Genomic DNA, 17,492 nt, shown 5'->3' with positions numbered 1-17,492 from the left:
TTTGTATTTAATAATTATATATAATCTTCTTCTTACTTACCGCCTGCTGATACAAGTCGTTCTTTACCTGTTCCATAAAGCTCACCCGTTTCTGATTTACCAGTAAGTCTTTCACTTCCGAGCGGGCAAATTCATACGGTTTCTCCTCACCAACTCCGCGATAATCGCTCACATTCAGGAAATAATAATAAGCCGTATCTTTCAATTCTACCTGACGGTGTTTGTTTACGTACTCTTCCGGTGCCTCTACTTTCAACGGAATCATGTCCAGGACATCGGTCACGGACACCCATTTATCATAGAAATATTCATATTTCACCGCATTCTGCAAACTATATTTTTCCAGGCTCTCGATAGCATCCTGTTTTTCCGACTTATACCATCTGCGCACATTGTTCAACTGGGGAGCTGTCAACGGCACTTTAATAAACAATCCCTTAATCAACGGACCTTCCAGTTTAAACAATTCCTTGTTTTTGCCGTAATACTCTGCTATCTCGTGTTCGGAAATATCATTCGCCAACTTCTGGCTAATCAACTCCTGCTGATAAGTATGCATTATCAACGCTTTCCGATAATTCTCCACCAGCTTGTCTACATCCACATTATCGGGGATATTGTTCGCAGCTTTCTCATACAATAAAATCTCTTCCGCCCAACTACGAATATAGTGCTCGGTGAAGAGAATGCTATCATCTTTTGACAATCCGACCGGAAGCACGGACATCAAATCTTCTTTATATAAAAAATTACCGTCCACCTCTACCAAAGGAGTCTTTCCTTTGTGGTCGTGCTGTTCCTTGCACGCTCCACAACCAAGAAGGGTAATCAGTAAGAGGACTAATATTCGCATCGGCAACTAAAATCTACTTATTTAAGGTACGAAGATAGTGAATAATCGGTTACATCAGTTATTATTAACTGTTTTTAAAACCTCTTGGTTTATTTCAACCTTACCGGACTCACTCAATTCCCGCATCCAGCACGTGTCAAGATAGCTTCGATAATCCTTTCGAACCCGATCAATTACTTCCCGATAATCATCCGGACCTTTCATTTTTTCGCCTACTACAATAGTAAAAGGATAAGACATCAAAGGATCAAAATCACCCTTCCTAAAAACCAGTTTATCTATATATTTATTGTCTCCGTCGGCAAAAATTCCTTGTTCAACTTGTATCTTTTCCTCCCCGGATGTATTAAAAGTTTGCCGAAGCTTGTCCGCCCACTCTTTTTCTGGCACTTTCTTCAGCATTTTTTTGGCTTGCTTTGCCGTCTTTTTATCAACGCAATGAAGTACGACTCCTCTATACCGGGGGCTCTCCCACCGATAATCCGACGAATGAAATTTAAAATAAGTAGCCAATCCCGCCCAGTCATTAGCTGCGGGCAAATCTATTTTCTGACGTGTTATCTCTTCCACCAAATAGTTTTCATCAGATTCCCGCAAGGCATAAGGAATTTCCGGATGCTTTTTATCGATATTCCGGCTTTCATAATCCAGCAATGACTTAGCTATAAATCCTTCCAACTGCCGTTTGACAGCTTGAGGATGAGAAGAGGCAAAATGCGTGAACATAGTTCCGGTGTATGCTTGTCCGTCAATCGTAAACAGGGTTTGTTCTGTACGGCCTTTCGCCAGCAGTTCTTCCATTGCCGCCTGATTGGGAGCATACTGCCATGCTTTTTTCAAGCGTTCGAGCACCGCGCCTGTACCTTTGTCCAAAATCTCCTTGCGCCGTAACCGTTCCATTAACCTGGCACTGACATTTTCGTAAGCAGCTGTTTCCTCCCGATCCATCACTTTCAAGATATGAATCCCTTCAGGAGTGAAAAAGGGCTGCGATGCCATACCTTTTGCCAGAGAGAAAGCAACATTCTCAAACTCGCTCGTTGTTTCCAGACATTCGATCCATCTACTTTGCTTATCATCCGAGTATATTTCGACCAAACGGTTAAAGTTCAAATCCGGCTGATTCTGTATCATCCGGTATATAGAATCCATCCGCGTTTTTTCTTCTTCTAAATGCCGGGAAGTGATTGTCTGTGGCAAACGTTTGAAAATCTGCATCACCTGTACCCTGCCGCTACGTGCTTTCAATCCCATCTTCTGATAGATAGCACGGGCACAACTATCCATCACTTGCCTGTCTATCAGATAAGATTCCACCAACTCGGTCCGGCATTTCTCCTGTTGTTTACGAAAAACAGAGGTCGTATCAAGTCCGGCAGCCCTGGCTGCTTCCACTTTCAACTTCGATTGAGCGAAAAGTGCCGCATACTCTTTGGACGAAAGTCTGGCATTTGAACGTTCCGCATAACGGCGGTATGCATATTCAAATTCCGAACGGAGTATCTCTCTTCCGTTAACACGTATCAATACCGGATCTTCCTGTGCAAAGACCGCGACTACAAAGAGAGAAATACATCCCAACAACAGGCTTCTTTTCATCATCAATTTTTATTTTTCAAACAACAAACGGTGAGCAGTGAACACCCTGCTGATTATACAGCCTGTTCACCGTTCACCGTTAATAGTTCACCGTATCTATCTATTATTCCGGACGGCTATAGTTAGGCGATTCACTGGTAATCGTCACGTCGTGCGGATGACTTTCCATTACACCTGCATTGGTAATGCGGGTAAACTTAGCGTCATGAAGTTTCTCAATGTTAGCAGCGCCACAGTATCCCATACCTGCACGCAAACCACCAGTCAGCTGATACACAACTTCGAAAAGCGTACCTTTATAAGGAACACGGGCAGCGATTCCTTCGGGAACAAGCTTCTTCACATCAGCCGTTCCACTCTGGAAGTAGCGGTCTTTCGAACCGTTCTCCATTGCTTCCAATGAACCCATACCACGATAGGATTTGAATTTACGACCATTGAAGATAATAGTGTCACCCGGAGATTCTTCTGTTCCGGCAACCAATGATCCGATCATTACGCAATATCCTCCGGCAGCCAATGCTTTCACCACGTCGCCCGAATAACGCAAACCACCATCGGCAATCAAAGGAATACCTGTACCCTTCAACGCTTTTGCTACATCATAGACAGCCGATAACTGTGGAACACCTACACCGGCAACCACCCGAGTGGTACAGATAGAACCCGGGCCGATACCTACTTTCACAGCATCCGCACCAGCTTCCACCAAAGCTTTGGCAGCTTCTCCGGTAGCAATGTTACCTACCACAATATCAATATTCGGGAAGCGTTTCTTTGCTTCTTTCAGTTTTTCAATCACAAACTTAGAGTGTCCGTGAGCTGTATCAATCACGATTGCATCTGCACCGGCATCCACCAATGCCTGCATACGTTCCAGCGTATCGGCAGTAACACCTACACCGGCAGCTACACGCAGACGCCCTTTGGCGTCTTTGCAAGCCATCGGTTTATCTTTTGCTTTTGTAATATCTTTATAAGTGACAAGACCGATCAACTTTCCGTCCATTCCGACAATCGGAAGTTTCTCAATCTTATGTTTCTGAAGAATCTGTGCAGCAGATTCCAAGTCAGTAGACTGGTTAGTAGTCACCAATCTTTCTTTCGGAGTCATGACAAGATCAATATGTTTTGCCATGTCTCTTTCGAAACGCAAATCTCTGTTGGTTACAATACCCACCAAATAACCTTCATCATCTACCACAGGGATACCACCGATTTTATATTCCGCCATGATGTCCAGTGCATCCTGAACAGTAGAACCTCTTTTAATCGTTACAGGGTCATAAATCATACCATTTTCGGCACGCTTTACGATAGCAACTTGTCTTGCCTGTTCTTCGATAGACATATTTTTGTGAATCACACCGATACCACCTTCACGAGCAATGGCAATCGCCATTTTCGCTTCGGTAACCGTATCCATGGCAGCCGTCACAAAAGGTATTTTTAACTCAATGTTTTTTGAAAACTTAGTCGAGAGATCGACAGTGCGCGGTAAAACTTCAGAATAAGCGGGGATCAACAATACGTCGTCGTAAGTCAACCCATCCATTACAATCTTATCAGCAATAAATGACATAGGGCTATGCGTTTAAAAATTATTGCGTGCAAATATACGGTTTTTATTCAAAACCGCATACCTGCACGCCTATTTTTTTCGCTTTTTTAATTAGCCATTTCAGAGATGAACTTAATACGTACCAAACGAACTTCCTCTTCCGTGAAGTCATCGCCTAATTCGTCAAGCGCATCATCAATCTTATCAGTGGTAGATTCCTTGAAATAATCGTAGATATCAAGCAAATGATCTTCATCCATGATTTCTTCCAGGAAGTAATCTATATTCAGTTTGGTTCCCGAATAAACGATCGCTTCTACCTCGTCCAGCAGTTCACCAAATTCAATCCCTTTGGAAAGAGCGATATCATCTAACGCCACTTTACGGTCAATTGCCTGAATGATAGCTACCTTCATCTTTGATTTATTGGCAACCGTACGTACCCGCAAGTCTTCAGGACGTTCTATTTCATTCTCTTCACAGTGGCGTTTGATTAATTTACAGAACTCTTCACCGTAACGTTTTGCTTTTCCAGCTCCTACGCCCGGTATATTCTGCAACTCGTCCAATGTCACCGGATAAATGGTAGCCATTGCTTCCAAAGACGGGTCCTGGAAGATCACATAAGGCGGTACTTCCAGTTTCTTCGAGAGTTTCTTCCGCAAGTCCTTCAACATGGAATAAAGAGCCGGATCTACTGCACAGGAGCCACCGCCGCGTGCCGGAACTTCTTCTTCCGTCTCTTCGAAATCGTTGTCCTCGGTAATCTTGAATGACTTCGGTCTCTTCAGGAACTTGTGTCCTTCCTCCGTCACTTTCAGGAGTCCGTAATGCTCCACATCTTTGCTCAAGTAACCTGCAATCAGCGCCTGACGAATCACTGCGTTCCATGTCTTATCCTCTTCACCCATACCGGAGCCGAAGACTTCGAGGTCTTCATGCAAATGCGCCTGTACTTCGGAAGTTTCTTTACCTTGTAGTATGTCTATAATATAATCTGCCTTAAAATTTTCTTTCACCGCGATAATCGCTTCAATCACGGCACACAATAACTCTTGAGCCTCCACTTGTTTTTTAGGGTTTAAACAGTTGTCACAATTTCCACAATTTTCTTCCGTATATTCTTCACCGAAATAATGCAGCAACGTCTTGCGTCGGCATACGGAAGATTCGGCATAAGCAGCGGTTTCCAACAGAAGCTGCTTGCCAATTTCCTGCTCTGCCACAGGTTTTCCTTGCATGAACTTTTCCAGTTTCTGCAAGTCTTTGTTTGTATAAAAGGTTATGCACTGACCTTCACCGCCATCTCTACCGGCGCGCCCGGTCTCCTGGTAATACCCTTCCAGACTCTTTGGAATATCGTAGTGAATCACGAACCTCACATCCGGCTTGTCAATTCCCATACCGAAAGCGATAGTTGCTACAATAACGTCCACTTTTTCCATCAGGAAATCATCCTGATTCTTGGTCCTGGTCAACGAATCCATTCCAGCATGATAAGGACGCGCATTGATACCGTTTGCCTGCAGGATTTCAGCAAGTTCCTCCACTTTTTTCCGGCTAAGGCAATAGATAATGCCCGATTTCTCCGGATTGTTTTTGATAAACTTGATAATATCCCTGTCAATATTAGCGGTCTTCGCACGTACCTCATAATAAAGGTTCGGACGGTTGAACGAAGATTTGAAGACTTGAGCATCCACCATTCCCAGATTTTTCTGGATATCATGCTGCACCTTCGGTGTCGCCGTTGCGGTAAGCGCAATCAACGGAGCTTTACCTATTTCATTGATAATAGGGCGAATCCGCCGGTATTCCGGTCGAAAGTCATGGCCCCATTCAGAAATACAGTGAGCTTCATCCACTGCATAGAACGAAATCTTTACCGAACGCAAAAACTCTACGTTTTCTTCTTTCGTCAGCGACTCCGGCGCTACATATAGCAATTTTGTCTTTCCGGCAAGGATGTCCGACCTCACTTGGTCTATCGCGCCTTTATTTAATGAAGAATTGATAAAATGGGCGACGCCATCTTCTTCACTGAAATTGCGCATTGCATCCACTTGATTCTTCATCAACGCAATGAGCGGAGAAATTACGATTGCCGTACCTTCCATCAAGACCGAAGGTAGCTGATAGCATAAAGATTTCCCGCCACCGGTAGGCATCAGTACAAAGGTATCTTTACCATCGAGCAAGTTATTAATGATCGCTTCCTGGTTTCCCTTGAACTTATTAAATCCGAAATACTTTTTCAGTTCATCTGTTAAATTAATCTTCCCTGCCATCTTAACTAAGGTTGTTTTATTCAGTTCATGGTTTAACTTTAAGTATGTTCTCTTCTTCAAGAGAGCCAAACAAAGTTATAAACAACTTCGTAATTACCAAGCAAAATGCGACTAATATTTTCAAGAAAATACAGTTACGATCATTTTCTGTAGCCTTACTCTTTGATTTTAAGCGGTTTGTAGTCGTGCCATATTCGCTTTTTCCAGTTGCATCTTTGCATAATCCAGCGTCACCTTATACTCTTTTTTGTTCTCTGAAGGGATTTCAAACATGACATCCATCATAATTGTTTCCACAATAGAGCGCAATCCGCGGGCACCTAGCTTATATTCTACCGCCTTGTCGACGATATATTCGAAGACATCATCTTCAAATGTCAGCTTGATACCATCCATTTCAAACAGTTTGATGTACTGTTTGATGATTGAGTTTTTCGGTTCGGTAAGGATCGCACGAAGCGCATCCCGGTCCAGCGGATTCAAATAAGTCAATACCGGAAGACGTCCGATAATTTCGGGAATCAGTCCGAATGACTTCAAATCCTGTGGAGCGATGTACTGCATCATGTTATTCTTGTCTACCGTCGCTGTTTTCTGCGATGCCGTATAACCTACGACATGGGTGTTCAACCGTTGGGCGATCTTCTTCTCGATACCGTCGAACGCACCGCCGCAGATAAAGAGAATATTCTTGGTATTTACCGGAATCATCTTCTGGTCCGGATGCTTACGGCCTCCCTGGGGAGGTACGTTCACCACAGAGCCTTCGAGCAATTTCAGTAATCCCTGCTGTACGCCTTCACCGCTCACGTCGCGAGTGATGGAAGGATTATCTCCTTTACGGGCAATTTTGTCGATCTCGTCGATAAACACGATACCCTGTTCAGCTTCAGGTACATTATAATCTGCCACCTGAAGCAAACGGGTTAAAATACTTTCGATATCTTCGCCCACATAACCGGCCTCCGTCAGCACTGTAGCGTCTACAATAGTAAACGGCACGTGCAGTAACTTAGCAATCGTGCGTGCGAGCAACGTTTTCCCGGTTCCGGTACTACCCACCATAATAATGTTCGACTTTTCAATCTCCACATCATCACCGCTGTCTTTTTGCAACAAACGTTTATAATGGTTATAGACCGATACGGAAAGGAAGCGTTTCGCATCATCCTGCCCGATCACATACTGGTCGAGGAATTTCTTGATTTCTACCGGTTTGGGCAGTTCTTTTAAGTTGAGCTTGGTAGCTCCTGCACTTTTCTTGCCTTCTCCCAATGCTTCCTGAGTGATCTCATAAGCCTGGGTAGCACAGCTGTCGCAGATGTAACCGTTCATTCCCGTAATCAGGAATCCGACTTCATTCTCCGACCGTCCACAGAAGCTACACCTTTTCTTTGTTTTTGAATCAGCCATTTTTATTTCTTAATCAATACCTCATCAATCATACCGTACTCTTTCGCTTCCTGAGCTGTCATCCAGTAGTCACGGTCAGAGTCCGCCCATACTTTATCGAAATCAGTATGCGAATGATCGGCGATAATCGTATAAAGTTCTTTCTTCAATTTCTGAATCTCACGAGCTGTGATTTCAATGTCCGATGCTTGTCCCTGCGCACCACCCATCGGCTGATGAATCATCACACGTGAGTGAGGCAATGCAGAACGTTTGCCTTCAGCACCGGCAACCAGCAATACGGCTGCCATTGAAGCTGCCATACCTGTACAGATGGTAGCAACATCGCTTGAAATAAACTGCATCGTATCATAAATGCCCAGTCCGGCATATACACTTCCGCCCGGAGAGTTGATATAGATAGAGATATCCTTACCCGGATCCACAGAATCCAGATACAACAACTGTGCCTGGAGCGTATTAGCTGTATAGTCATCAACTTGTGTACCAAGGAAAATGATGCGGTCCATCATCAAACGGGAGAAAACGTCGAGTTGAGTTACGTTCAACTGTCTTTCTTCCAGAATATAGGGATTCAAATACCCGGCCTGCGACTTAATCACATCATCCAATACCATGCCATTCATTCCTAAATGCTTGGTTGCGTATTTTCTAAAATCATCCATGTTAATTGTTCCTTTCTTATAAATTAAAAATAAACGTAAGTACAAAGAAACGAAAAAGAATACAGAGACACAAAAAAACACAGAGTTATAATTTTATAAAAACTCTGTGTTTCTGTGACTTTATATTTTATTCAACCGAATGATTACTCAAACATTTTATTGAATTCTTCGATCGAAACGTTCTTGTTCTCCAAAGTAACCTGTGCTTTCAAAGCAGCAGCAAGCTTCACTTCTACCACACGACTTACCAAATTATTGATAGTTTCTTTCTTCTTCAACATTTCCTGTGCATAGTTGTCAAGCACATCGTCAGGAATAGACAACATACCGTATTGAGCAAACTGTGCCTTTGTTGTTTCTCTAGCCATCTTCAGAACATCTTCCTGTTCTACTTTGATATCGTTTGCTTCAACCAACTGTTCCTTAATCAGGTGCCAAGTCAGTTCTTCAATGCTCTTATCATAGTTTTCAGCAACATATTCTTCTCCCTTTTCTTCGTTGTTCAGCAACATGATACGTTTCAGCAGGGCATCAGAGAATTCCAGTTTACCTACTTTTTCCATCATCACCTTGCGAATGTCGATCAGGAATTTATAATCGCTGTCAGCCACAAATCTAGCTGCGATTTCTTCTTTAATCTTAGCGCGGAATTCTTCTTCAGTCTTCACAACACCTTCGCCGAATGCCTGGTCGAATACTTCCTGAGTCAATTCACCCGGAACAAAACGAGTGATTTCTTCTACCTGGAAGCTGAAATCAGACTTCACGTCTTTTGCAATTTCCTTGTCAATCTTCAACAAAGAACCCAGTTCAGCAGCATGTCCGTCATAAGCCACATTCGGATTGAACACCAATACATCATTTACTTTTGCATTAGCAAAAATAGCTTTCTGATCGTCGTTCTTCATGTAAGCAGGCATCAATACTGCAGCTTCTACCTGGATACCACCTTCTTTTGTGTTGCCTTCTTCGTCCAACTGTGCCAGCAGACCTTTCAGCATATCATTATCTTCGTAAGCGTCTACCTTATCATACTTGCCAGTGCGTTGAGTATACATCTTCACCTGGTTGTCGATCATTTCGTCAGAAACTTCGATAGCATAATAATCTACTTTATCTTTAGCACTTACTTCTGCTTTAAATTCAGGTGCCAAAGCGATGTCGAATACGAAATCGAATTCTTCCATTGTATCGAAATCAATATTCTGTTGCTTTTCCTCGTTAGGCAACGGCTCGCCCAACATATTCACCTTATTTTCTTTAATATAATTGTAAACAGCTTCTTGCAGTGCCTTATTCACAACCTCTGCAATTACCGACTTACCATACATCTTTTTAATAAGACTTGTCGGAACCATACCTTTACGGAATCCCGGAATCTGTGCCTTCTGACGGAGTGATTTCAACTCTTTGTCTACTTTCTCCTGATAATCGGCTTTCTCAAGCTTTACAGTAAGCTCTGCGCTTACTTTGTCAATGTTTTGTAATGAAACGTTCATTCTGACAATTATTTATTTGATTTATACTTTGTTCTATACTCAAAGAGGGTGCAAAATTAGTGCTAATCTTTCAAATTTCAAAAGACATTGCAGATTTATTTCAGCAACGCCACCCATCTTTCACACATCTTTTATCGATATTTCACTGATATTCCATCTATAAACAAGATAAAATCACCATCAACACCCACCCCGCCAGGTTCCCCCGGCCTACTTTTTTTCTGATAATCCGCAAATTAACTTTCCAAAAAGATGGTTAATCCAAAAATTATTCTTTTCTTTGTTGCGGATTGATGGACCATTAGTTTTTCGATTTGATTACAAGGTTTTTACTTCCGTTACCAAAACGCATTTGTAAACTCTCTGTCGTTTTAATCTTTTTATTAGTAACCATCTATCCAGAGAGTTTTATTCATTTATTTATTTTTTATCATTTTCATTATGAACATTTATGTTGGAAACCTTAACTACCGTGTTAAGGAAGGAGATCTGCAACAAGTGATGGAAGATTACGGAGCAGTATCATCAGTTAAAGTTGTTATGGACCGTGAAACCGGTAAATCCAAAGGATTCGCTTTCATCGAAATGGAAGACGACGCTGCAGCTGCAAAAGCTATTGCTGAATTGAACGGAGCTGAATACATGGGCCGTACAATGGTAGTTAAAGAAGCTAGACCTAGAGCTTAATTGCCGACGCTAACATAGCTAAGAAAAAAAGAAACTTCTGTCACCCGATGACAGAAGTTTTTTTATTACCCTTCCATTCCCTGCACTTCCACGTCCTTCACCTTACGGAGCAAGTCGGAAGCAAAGATAAAGTTATTCAGTCGCTCATTGGTAGAAGTAAAGATATCATCTTTCGTACCTTCCCACTCTTTATGTCCCTCATAAATATAAATCACCTTCTCACCAATTCCCAATACAGAGTTCATATCATGCGTATTGATAATGGTCGTCATGTTATATTCCTGCGTAATATCGTGGATCAGATCATCAATCACCAATGACGTTTTCGGGTCCAGCCCCGAGTTCGGCTCATCGCAAAACAGATATTGCGGATTCAAGGCAATCGCACGCGCAATAGCCACACGCTTCTGCATACCACCACTGATTTCTCCCGGAAACTTATCTTTCGCTTCCCCCAGATTCACACGATCCAGACAGAACATCGCCCGTTTGATCCGGTCACGCAAGATATCGTTGCTAAACATATTCAGTGGAAACATCACATTATCAAATACGGTCATAGAGTCAAAAAGAGCCGCACTCTGGAAAATCATTCCCATTTCCTTGCGAAGCATCTTCTTCTCCTTCTTCCCCATCAGGACAAGGTTACGTCCGTCATACAAGACTTCCCCTTTCTCCGGAGTTAGCAATCCTACAATACATTTCATCAACACCGTCTTACCGGAACCACTCTGACCGATAATCAAGTTTGTCTTTCCATTTGCAAAGTCAGCATTGATATCACTCAATACTGTCTTGTCATCAAATGATTTATAAAGTCCTTTAATCTCAATCATCCCATCAAAAGTTTAGTTAATATCAAGTCTGAAAACAGAATCAATACACTGCTGGATACTACGGCATCCGTAGAAGCCTTTCCTACAGCAATCGAACCTCCCTCTACCGTGTATCCGAAGAAAGCGGACACACTTGCAATGATAAACGCAAAAAAGAGGGATTTGATGATACCCGCCCAGATAAACCATTCGTTAAACATATACTGCAAACCATATTCGAGATCGACAGCATTCATAACCCCGGCAAACCAACACGTGCAAAAGGCACCGATGATTCCGGCAAAGATACTAAACGTCACTAGAATAGGAATAACAGTCACCATCGCCGTAATCTTAGGCAAAATCAGGTAGTTCGCCGAATTGATACCCATAATTTCGAGCGCATCAATCTGTTGCGTCACCCGCATCGTTCCTAATTCCGAAGCGATATTCGACCCGACTTTTCCGGCAAGAATCAAACACATGATGGAAGAAGAAAATTCCAGCAACATAATTTCACGTGTCACATATCCCACTGTCCAGCGGGGCATCCATGGACTTTCGATATTCAACTTAATCTGAATGGTAATCACTGCGCCGATGAAAAACGAAATCAACAGCACAATACCGATGGAGTTCACACCTAGCTGCTCCAACTCGTTAAGGTATTGCCGGAAGAACATACGCATACGTTCGGGGCGGGAAAAAGTCCGACCCATCAGCATGAAATATCTCCCGACGGTTCTCAATGCTTTTATCATAACTCACACTATTTGTCTGCAAATGTACATTATTTCAGCTTATTTTTACTACATTTGCCGCAAAATAACTAGAATATGGAAGAAAGCAAGATGGTGCTCCGCACGGAAGACCTGGTTAAGAAGTACGGTAAACGAACCGTTGTAAGCCACGTTTCCATCAATGTGAAGCAAGGTGAGATTGTAGGTTTGCTGGGACCGAACGGTGCCGGTAAGACGACTTCATTCTATATGACTGTAGGGCTGATTACTCCTAATGAAGGACGTATTTTCCTCGATGACCTGGAGATTACCAAATATCCGGTTTACAAACGCGCACAAACGGGAATCGGCTACCTTGCACAGGAAGCTTCCGTTTTCCGCCAGATGAGCGTGGAAGATAATATCGCCTCTGTACTGGAAATGACCAACAAGCCCAAAGAATATCAAAAAGAGAAACTCGAAAGCCTGATTGCAGAGTTCCGTCTGCAAAAGGTACGCAAAAATAAAGGTAACCAGTTGTCGGGAGGTGAGCGCCGCCGTACAGAGATTGCCCGTTGTCTTGCCATCGACCCCAAATTCATCATGCTTGACGAACCTTTTGCCGGTGTCGACCCGATTGCCGTAGAAGATATCCAGCAAATTGTATGGAAACTGAAAGACAAGAATATCGGAATCCTGATTACCGACCACAACGTACAGGAAACGCTTAGTATCACAGACCGCGCCTATCTGCTGTTCGAAGGAAAGATCCTTTTCCAGGGAACACCGGAAGAATTATCGGAAAATCAGATTGTACGTGAAAAATACTTGAGTAACAGCTTCGTGTTACGCCGAAAAGATTTCCAGTTGGAAAAATAAGTCTACTACAAAGTAATACAAGATCTCACAGAGATATATTTATAAAAAGACACGGATTGTCTCAATTATATAGAATATATATATAGACAATCCGTGTCTTTTTTATTTATTTCTGTCGAATATAAATATTAACCGGAGTACCTGTCAGATTCCATTTCTCACGCATCTTATTTTCGAGGAAACGTTTGTATGGCTCTTTCACATACTGCGGTAAGTTGGCGAAATATACAAATGAAGGCACCTGTGTATTCGGCAACTGTGTGATATATTTAATTTTGATATACTTACCTTTATTTGAAGGAGGCGGATAAGCCTCGATCAACGGAAGCATTTCTTCATTCAAACGTGCGGTCGGGATTTTTGTCGTCCGGTTCTCATACACACTACGTGCTTCTTCAAGCACTTTCAGAATACGTTGCTTAGTCAGTGCAGAAGCAAAGATGATCGGGAAATCGACAAACGGAGCAAAACGCGAGCGAACAGCTTCCTCAAACGCTTTCTGTACTTTCACAGATTTATCTTCCACCAAATCCCACTTATTTATAACAACTACCAGACCTTTCTGATTCTTCTGAATCAGAGAAAAGATATTCAAGTCCTGCCCCTCAACACCTCTTGTAGCATCCAACATCAGAATACAAACATCCGAACCTTCGATAGAACGAATCGAACGAACGACTGAATAATATTCCAAGTCTTCATTTACCTTGTTTTTCTTACGGATACCCGCTGTATCCACCAGGTAAAAATCAAATCCGAATTTATTGTAACGAGTATAGATAGAGTCGCGGGTAGTTCCGGCAATCTCTGTTACGATATTACGTTCTTCCCCAATAAATGCATTTACAATGGAAGACTTTCCGGCGTTCGGACGTCCTACCACAGCAAAACGGGGAATATCATCATCCAGGATTTCTGATGATTCTTTCTTGAAATTGCTGACAATCAAGTCCATCAAATCACCCGTACCACTTCCTGTCATGGCAGAAACGCAATACGGATCGCCCAATCCCAGTTTATAGAATTCGGGAGCGTTATATTGCAAATCGTGATTATCCGTTTTATTGGCAACCATAATCACCGGACTATTAGCACGACGCAGAATAGCAGCTACCTGCATATCCAAGTCAGTCACTCCATTCATCACATCCACTACAAACAGAATGACATCCGCTTCTTCCACAGCCAATAATACCTGCTTACGGATTTCCTCTTCAAAGACATCATCCGAGTTGACCACCCATCCACCGGTGTCAACCACAGAGAATTCACGGCCCAGCCACTCAGACTTGCCATATTGTCTGTCGCGGGTTGTACCCGCTTCTTCATTCACAATAGCCTGACGAGTCTTCGTCAGACGGTTAAATAAGGTAGACTTGCCCACATTCGGGCGTCCTACAATTGCAACTAAATTACCCATAGTTCAATACCTTGTTTTTTCACGACTATCACAGTCGCATGAATACTCTTAATCTAACTGATAACCAAAATTGCGGAGTTCCTTATCCGAACTACGCCAATCCTTATCCACTTTCACATACGTTTCGAGGAAAATAGTCTTTCCAAAGAAACGTTCCAGTTCACGGCGAGCCTCGGTAGCCACCTTCTTCAACGCCTTTCCCTGTTTACCGATAATGATTCCTTTCTGCGAATCACGTTCCACGTTAATCACCGCCCGAATATGAATCTTCTTCGGTTCTTCCTTAAACTCTTCCACGACAACCTCCACCGAATAGGGAATCTCTTTATCGTAGTAGAGCAGAATCTTTTCCCGGATAATCTCATTCACGAAGAAACGGGCAGGCTTATCCGTCCACTGATCCTTTCCAAAATAAGGAGGAGAATCGGGCAGCAGTTCTTTGATCCGCTTCATCACATAGTCTACATTGAACTTTGATGTAGCAGAAATCGGAATAATTTCGGCTTGGGGAAGCAACTCTTTCCATTCTTCCACCAGCTTTACCAGTTTTTCCTGATCTGTAAGATCTATCTTATTGATGAGCAAGAGAACAGGCACCGTCATCTGACGCACCTTTTCCATAAACTCATTATTCTTATCCGGCGTCTCCACCACGTCCGTTACATAAAGCAAGATATCCGCATCCGTCAATGCCGAAGTAGAAAAATTCAGCATAGACTCCTGTAGCTTATAATTGGGCTTCAACACACCCGGAGTATCAGAAAAAACAATCTGCATCTCATCCGTATTATAGATTCCCATAATCCGGTGACGAGTAGTCTGCGCTTTGAAGGTAGCGATCGAAATACGTTCGCCCACCAAGACATTCATCAATGTCGACTTTCCGACATTCGGATTTCCTACGATGTTTACAAAACCTGCTTTATGCATTTCTCTTTATTTTATTGGTTGAGACAAAAAAACGCATCGAATCGAAATAGGATGCGTTTTTGAGTGTTATAATTCAGTAACTTACGTTACGATTCCTTCTTTCCATCATAACCCCATTTCACGTACACTGCGCCCCAAGTAAATCCGGCACCGAATGCAGTGAAAATGATGTTATCGCCTTTCTTGAGTTTATCTTCATAATCCCAGATACACAGAGGAAGTGTAGCGGCACTCGTGTTACCGTAATGCTCAATATTTACCAACACTTTATCCATTGGCACATCCATACGGTGAGCCACAGCCTCGATAATACGGACATTCGCCTGATGCGGAACAATCCAGTTGATACTATCTTTCGTCAGACCATTCTTTTCTGCGATTGCAGCAGAGACATCCGACATGTTGGATACAGCATATTTAAATACTGTTCTTCCTTCCTGAAACAGATAGTGCATTTTATTGTCTACTGTGAAATAAGACGGAGGACAAACCGAACCACCAGCTTTCATGTGGAGGAAAGGCAAACCTTTGCCATCTGTTCTCAGTATCGAATCCATGATTCCGTAATCTTCCGTAGTGGGCTCCACCATAAAGGCAGCAGCACCGTCACCGAAAATAGGGCATGTAGCACGATCTGTATAGTTAACCATTGACGACATCTTATCGGCACCGACAATGATAATTTTCTTATATCTTCCCGAACGGATGAAATTAGCAGCTGTCTCCATCAAATACAGGAATCCGCTACAAGCAGCCTGCAAGTCGAAGGCAAAAGCATTCTTTAGTCCGAGTTTATCACAAAGAATAGAAGCTGTAGAAGGGAAGTGATAGTCAGGAGTAGTGGTAGCAACAACAACCAAATCGATATCATCAGGATTAGCACCAGTCTTCTTCATCAACTGTTTGGCAGCTTTGCGCGCCATGTATGAACTACCTAATCCTTCCTCATTCAGAATATGTCTTTCCTTTACTCCGATACGAGTCATAATCCATTCGTCGTTGGTATCCACCATTTTTGATATCTCGTCGTTAGTCAAGATATAATCGGGAACGTACCCGCCGACTCCTGTGATTACTGCATTTATTTTTTCCATCAAACCTATTTTAAATTAGCAATACTATAATACTTAAAGCAGCCGGAGAGTTTCACCCCCAGGCTGTTTTCAGTATAACTGTACTAATTATACAGCTGCTTCTTTCTCAATAGCGAGCTTGCCTCTGTAATAGCCACAAGCACCACATACAGTGTGGTAAACGTGCCATTCACCGCAATTCGGACAAATAGCCAATGTAGGAGCTACTGCCTTATCATGAGTTCTTCTCTTCGCTTGTCTCGTACTTGATTGTCTTCTCTTAGGATGTGCCATTTTCTTAAAACTTTAATTATTATCTAATATTTTTTTTAATTCATTCCAGCGGGGATCAATTTGTTCCTCCACTTCTTCCTCAATTACGATGTCATCTCCACCTGTGTCGAAAGTATCATCGCTATCCTCATTCGCATTTGTTTTCAAATGCTTGTTCAATTTACCAGTCATCGCTTTATTGCACTTACCGGGAGCATGTACATGCTTCATGGGTACAGAGAGCGCAACAAACTCATACATGAACCATGCAACGTTGATTTCCCCTTCTTCTTCGGGAATCACAATCAGGTTGTCACCTTCTTCTGCATATTCATGTCCAAACTTTACCATCAGTTTATCAGAAGAACTGATAGGTAGCTCCATATCATCCAGACAACGGTCACATGGTACTGATACCATTCCCTCAGTCTGAAAACTCAGCTCGAAAGCACGAGAGGTTCTTTTCACGGTCAATGTAACATTCACCTTTCCTTTCTGAACTTCAGGACCATCAATGTGAGCGAAGTAAAGGTTATCCAATACAAACTCATACTTAGCAGAGTCTGTTTGCATTCCTTTCAAGTCAATTTTGTATTTATCAAACTTTCCCAAAGCTTCTCTCTTTTTTAAATCGTTAGCTTACAATTCGGGCGACAAAGATACAAATAAATATCCTCATAACATACAAATTATCAGTAAATATTCACTTTTTTAATAGGTATTATGAGGTTTGTATCTGTTAAAAACGGCGATATAAATACCAAAGTAATAAAAAACAGAAAGCCTCGCCCGTCCAATAGACAAGCGAGGCTTCTTAA

General features: G+C 42.4%; 16 protein-coding genes. 2 read left to right on the top strand and 14 right to left on the bottom strand.

What is annotated here, in order from left to right; translation table 11 throughout:
- Positions 1–7 precede the first annotated feature (7 nt).
- The 7 genes from BSCG_RS08115 to tig form a co-directional block, all read right to left on the bottom strand.
- Positions 8–853, bottom strand: a complete 846-nt coding sequence (locus BSCG_RS08115; protein WP_004308632.1) for a hypothetical protein — start codon at positions 851–853, stop codon at positions 8–10.
- Between the two features lie 54 nt (positions 854–907).
- Entirely contained in the window at positions 908–2,452 is a 1,545-nt protein-coding gene (locus BSCG_RS08120; protein ID WP_008776669.1) for a peptidylprolyl isomerase, read from the bottom strand.
- A gap of 103 nt (positions 2,453–2,555) precedes the next feature.
- Positions 2,556–4,034, bottom strand: coding sequence for an IMP dehydrogenase (gene guaB, locus BSCG_RS08125; RefSeq protein WP_004297169.1), 1,479 nt, complete (start codon positions 4,032–4,034; stop codon positions 2,556–2,558).
- An 86-nt stretch (positions 4,035–4,120) separates the two neighbouring features.
- Positions 4,121–6,301 carry a DNA helicase RecQ gene (gene recQ / locus BSCG_RS08130; protein ID WP_004305598.1) on the bottom strand — a complete coding sequence of 727 codons (2,181 nt, stop codon included), beginning with the start codon at positions 6,299–6,301 and terminating at the stop codon, positions 4,121–4,123.
- Between the two features lie 168 nt (positions 6,302–6,469).
- Positions 6,470–7,714: an ATP-dependent Clp protease ATP-binding subunit ClpX gene (clpX, locus tag BSCG_RS08135; RefSeq protein ID WP_004297166.1), complete on the bottom strand. Its 1,245-nt coding sequence runs from the start codon at positions 7,712–7,714 to the stop codon at positions 6,470–6,472.
- A gap of 2 nt (positions 7,715–7,716) precedes the next feature.
- Complete coding sequence (clpP, locus tag BSCG_RS08140) at positions 7,717–8,379, bottom strand: ATP-dependent Clp endopeptidase proteolytic subunit ClpP (RefSeq protein WP_004297164.1); 663 nt, start codon at positions 8,377–8,379, stop codon at positions 7,717–7,719.
- Between the two features lie 143 nt (positions 8,380–8,522).
- Complete coding sequence (gene tig, locus BSCG_RS08145) at positions 8,523–9,878, bottom strand: trigger factor (protein WP_008776668.1); 1,356 nt, start codon at positions 9,876–9,878, stop codon at positions 8,523–8,525.
- 441 nt (positions 9,879–10,319) lie between these two features.
- Between tig and BSCG_RS08150 the strand changes: the two genes are divergently transcribed.
- A complete protein-coding gene (locus tag BSCG_RS08150; protein WP_004297160.1) occupies positions 10,320–10,565 on the top strand; it encodes an RNA recognition motif domain-containing protein in 246 nt (81 codons plus the stop codon).
- A gap of 65 nt (positions 10,566–10,630) precedes the next feature.
- Here the strand turns inward: BSCG_RS08150 and BSCG_RS08155 are convergent, their stop codons facing one another.
- Both BSCG_RS08155 and BSCG_RS08160 read right to left on the bottom strand, forming a co-directional pair.
- Entirely contained in the window at positions 10,631–11,401 is a 771-nt protein-coding gene (locus tag BSCG_RS08155) for an ABC transporter ATP-binding protein (RefSeq protein ID WP_004324648.1), read from the bottom strand.
- Positions 11,398–12,141: an MlaE family ABC transporter permease gene (locus BSCG_RS08160; protein ID WP_004297154.1), complete on the bottom strand. Its 744-nt coding sequence runs from the start codon at positions 12,139–12,141 to the stop codon at positions 11,398–11,400. The genes BSCG_RS08155 and BSCG_RS08160 overlap by 4 nt, the downstream gene beginning before the upstream one ends.
- A gap of 75 nt (positions 12,142–12,216) precedes the next feature.
- Between BSCG_RS08160 and lptB the strand changes: the two genes are divergently transcribed.
- Complete coding sequence (gene lptB, locus BSCG_RS08165) at positions 12,217–12,978, top strand: LPS export ABC transporter ATP-binding protein (RefSeq protein WP_004297152.1); 762 nt, start codon at positions 12,217–12,219, stop codon at positions 12,976–12,978.
- A gap of 106 nt (positions 12,979–13,084) precedes the next feature.
- On the opposite strand, the gene der is transcribed toward lptB, so the two are convergent.
- The 5 genes from der to BSCG_RS08185 all read right to left on the bottom strand — a co-directional run bounded on the left by der (position 13,085) and on the right by BSCG_RS08185 (position 17,286).
- Complete coding sequence (der, locus tag BSCG_RS08170; protein ID WP_004297149.1) at positions 13,085–14,398, bottom strand: ribosome biogenesis GTPase Der; 1,314 nt, start codon at positions 14,396–14,398, stop codon at positions 13,085–13,087.
- Between the two features lie 48 nt (positions 14,399–14,446).
- Positions 14,447–15,328: a GTPase Era gene (gene era, locus BSCG_RS08175; RefSeq protein WP_004297147.1), complete on the bottom strand. Its 882-nt coding sequence runs from the start codon at positions 15,326–15,328 to the stop codon at positions 14,447–14,449.
- 86 nt (positions 15,329–15,414) lie between these two features.
- Positions 15,415–16,422: a beta-ketoacyl-ACP synthase III gene (locus tag BSCG_RS08180; RefSeq protein WP_004297146.1), complete on the bottom strand. Its 1,008-nt coding sequence runs from the start codon at positions 16,420–16,422 to the stop codon at positions 15,415–15,417.
- Positions 16,423–16,509: 87 nt separating this feature from the next.
- Complete coding sequence (rpmF, locus tag BSCG_RS0127640; protein ID WP_004296852.1) at positions 16,510–16,695, bottom strand: 50S ribosomal protein L32; 186 nt, start codon at positions 16,693–16,695, stop codon at positions 16,510–16,512.
- Between the two features lie 12 nt (positions 16,696–16,707).
- Positions 16,708–17,286: a YceD family protein gene (locus BSCG_RS08185; protein ID WP_004297143.1), complete on the bottom strand. Its 579-nt coding sequence runs from the start codon at positions 17,284–17,286 to the stop codon at positions 16,708–16,710.
- Positions 17,287–17,492: the final 206 nt, after the last annotated feature.

Origin of the sequence: Bacteroides sp. 2_2_4, from assembly GCF_000157055.1 — a bacterium.
GTDB lineage: Bacteria > Bacteroidota > Bacteroidia > Bacteroidales > Bacteroidaceae > Bacteroides > Bacteroides ovatus.
This window is presented reverse-complemented; position numbering and strand designations above follow the sequence as displayed.

What these genes read in the sequence shown, in the direction of transcription:
- BSCG_RS08115 (WP_004308632.1), bottom strand. Translation starts at nt 853, where the DNA reads ATGCGAATATTAGTCCTCTTACTGATTACCCTTCTTGGTTGTGGAGCG.
- BSCG_RS08120 (WP_008776669.1), bottom strand. Translation starts at nt 2,452, where the DNA reads ATGAAAAGAAGCCTGTTGTTGGGATGTATTTCTCTCTTTGTAGTCGCG.
- guaB (WP_004297169.1), bottom strand. Translation starts at nt 4,034, where the DNA reads ATGTCATTTATTGCTGATAAGATTGTAATGGATGGGTTGACTTACGAC.
- recQ (WP_004305598.1), bottom strand. Translation starts at nt 6,301, where the DNA reads ATGGCAGGGAAGATTAATTTAACAGATGAACTGAAAAAGTATTTCGGA.
- clpX (WP_004297166.1), bottom strand. Translation starts at nt 7,714, where the DNA reads ATGGCTGATTCAAAAACAAAGAAAAGGTGTAGCTTCTGTGGACGGTCG.
- clpP (WP_004297164.1), bottom strand. Translation starts at nt 8,379, where the DNA reads ATGGATGATTTTAGAAAATACGCAACCAAGCATTTAGGAATGAATGGC.
- tig (WP_008776668.1), bottom strand. Translation starts at nt 9,878, where the DNA reads ATGAACGTTTCATTACAAAACATTGACAAAGTAAGCGCAGAGCTTACT.
- BSCG_RS08150 (WP_004297160.1), top strand. Translation starts at nt 10,320, where the DNA reads ATGAACATTTATGTTGGAAACCTTAACTACCGTGTTAAGGAAGGAGAT.
- BSCG_RS08155 (WP_004324648.1), bottom strand. Translation starts at nt 11,401, where the DNA reads ATGATTGAGATTAAAGGACTTTATAAATCATTTGATGACAAGACAGTA.
- BSCG_RS08160 (WP_004297154.1), bottom strand. Translation starts at nt 12,141, where the DNA reads ATGATAAAAGCATTGAGAACCGTCGGGAGATATTTCATGCTGATGGGT.
- lptB (WP_004297152.1), top strand. Translation starts at nt 12,217, where the DNA reads ATGGAAGAAAGCAAGATGGTGCTCCGCACGGAAGACCTGGTTAAGAAG.
- der (WP_004297149.1), bottom strand. Translation starts at nt 14,398, where the DNA reads ATGGGTAATTTAGTTGCAATTGTAGGACGCCCGAATGTGGGCAAGTCT.
- era (WP_004297147.1), bottom strand. Translation starts at nt 15,328, where the DNA reads ATGCATAAAGCAGGTTTTGTAAACATCGTAGGAAATCCGAATGTCGGA.
- BSCG_RS08180 (WP_004297146.1), bottom strand. Translation starts at nt 16,422, where the DNA reads ATGGAAAAAATAAATGCAGTAATCACAGGAGTCGGCGGGTACGTTCCC.
- rpmF (WP_004296852.1), bottom strand. Translation starts at nt 16,695, where the DNA reads ATGGCACATCCTAAGAGAAGACAATCAAGTACGAGACAAGCGAAGAGA.